We start from the raw sequence: 2,173 nt of genomic DNA, 5'->3' as shown, positions 1-2,173 counted from the left end.
GATGTTACCAGCGGTGGCGGCGGTGGTATCGGCGGCGGTGGCGGCGGCACACCTGCAACGCCCAAGGCAGAACACAAGCTGTATATCAACGGCTTTACCGATGGTATGTTCCATGCCGAACGCAATATCACCCGCGAACAGACCGCGAAAATGCTGATTGACGCGTTGGAAAAGGAAACTGCCGAACCGGAGCAATCCTCGTATACCGATGTTGCCAATAACCGCTGGTCGTATCGCTGGGTTGAAGCAGCGTCCAAGGAAGGCTACATGGTCGGCTATAACGGCGGCGTGTTCAAACCGGAATTTGCAATCACTCGTGCAGAGATGGCAACAGCCTTGTCGCGTATCGCAGCGAAGGAAGGCTTGATTATGAACGGCAGTACCAAGACCTTCTCTGATGTGGCAGACGGCAAATGGTACAGCAGCTATATTCGTCAAGCGGTGCAGTACGGCTTAATCAGCGGCTATACGGACGGCACCTTCCGACCGGAGCAGTACATCACCCGCGCTGAAACCGTAACGATGATAAACCGTATGCTCGGCAGAAACTATGAAACGGCAACCGAACTGCACAGCATGGCTTGTCCGTTCCCCGATGTCAGCCAGAGCAACTGGGCGTATGGCAACATCATGGAAGCCGCTATCACGCACAAGCACTGATAGAAAGAATTAGAAACGGAAGAACTCCTGAATAGTTGGAGGTAAACTTATGAAGAAAGCATTAGTCCGCAGAGTAGTTTCTCTGTTCCTGTGCTTTTGCATGGTGATTGGATTCGTGCCAATCATCGACGCACAGGCAGCAGAAATCAAAGGCGGCACATTCGACCCGCATACCGGTTATCTGGAACTGGAATTTGGGTATCAGCTTACGCAGTATGTGAACATCAATGTCTATGTCCGCAGTCCTTCGGACGATGGATTGAAGAAAGAATTTGTCGGCTCGATTGTAGAGAATTATCTGCTCTCCGGTGCAAACGATGTTAAAGCATGGCTTCCCGAAGATTCACCGGACACTATGGTATCGCCCTACACACCGGCTACAAAAACGGACGGCGGTTTGGTAGAACTGTCCGAGGACGGCATTTATCAAGCAGACAAGAACTTTGCCGGTGAAGATATTGAGCCGGTATCCATGATGAAGCACACGCTTATATGGGATGGCTCTCTCAATGGTATTCCGATTATCGGTCCGAACCTCGATGAAGATGTGTTTTATCTGACCGTAGAAATTGAACCGCTCGGCAGACCGGATAAGAATGTCGAGTGTACCGACAGTGATGACAGCCACACGCACGGTCAGAACTATACTTGGCCGCAGAAGCAGGAGAACGGCAAGAAAAAGTTTGCTGTCAGTACCGAACTGCTGGTAGACTACCGTGATTATGTTGTCGGTGAAGATGGCACGGCAGCATTCCTCATGCTGGAAGGCAGCTTGTCCGATGAAGTACGCAAGAAGCTGTACGAGCAGTTTGTCGGCGGCAGTCTGGCGTGCAATGAATTGACCGGTTTCCCCGAACTGGAAAGCTTGGTGCTGGACTACCAGAACCTTGACCCTGTAAACATGGTAACAGGTGCATACAACTTCATGTACGAGGACTTGAAGCTGGAAGGCATTATCCCGCTGACCTTCCTTCGTGTTTACAACTCGCGCTACGACAAGGGTGCGCTGGGTACTGGCTTTACGCACAGCTATGACTATTCGCTCATCAATGACCGTGGTATTATCCGTGTGACAATGCCTGGCGGTGAGGAGCAAATCTTCCTTACGCTCCGTGGCGGCGGCTATGATTCTCTGGCAGACAGCGGCTTTGTTCTGGAAAATGAAGCAGACGGCAGCTACCGCATGACGCACGAGGACGGCGCAGCGTTCATTTTCTCGAATGACGGCAAGCTGCAAACCGTCTATAATCCCGATGGTACGCCGGTAGCACAGCTTACCTACAACGGCGATGAACTGACCGAGATTGACGGCATTGCAGGCAGCTATACGCTGGCATGGTCGAACGGACATATTTCGTCCGTGACCGATAACGCAGGCCGCACCGTATCGTATGAGCATGACAACGATCTTCTGACCGGCGTTACCAATGCGGACGGTGATACGCTGCACTATACCTACGATGGCGACGGCTATCTGAACAGTGCTACCGACTTTGAAGGCGAAGTCTATATT

General features: G+C 51.7%; 2 protein-coding genes. Both read left to right on the top strand.

Annotated elements, in window-relative coordinates:
• Positions 1–660: S-layer homology domain-containing protein (locus DW724_RS15345; RefSeq protein WP_147358700.1), on the top strand; the 660-nt coding region annotated here is incomplete at its 5' end.
• Positions 661–709: 49 nt separating this feature from the next.
• Positions 710–2,173 (top strand): RHS repeat domain-containing protein (locus tag DW724_RS15340; protein ID WP_147358699.1); only part of this gene is annotated, 1,464 nt, incomplete at its 3' end.

The sequence above is a fragment of the Butyricicoccus sp. AM27-36 genome (assembly GCF_003480945.1).
Taxonomy (GTDB): Bacteria; Bacillota; Clostridia; order Oscillospirales; family Butyricicoccaceae; genus Agathobaculum; species Agathobaculum butyriciproducens.
This window is presented reverse-complemented; position numbering and strand designations above follow the sequence as displayed.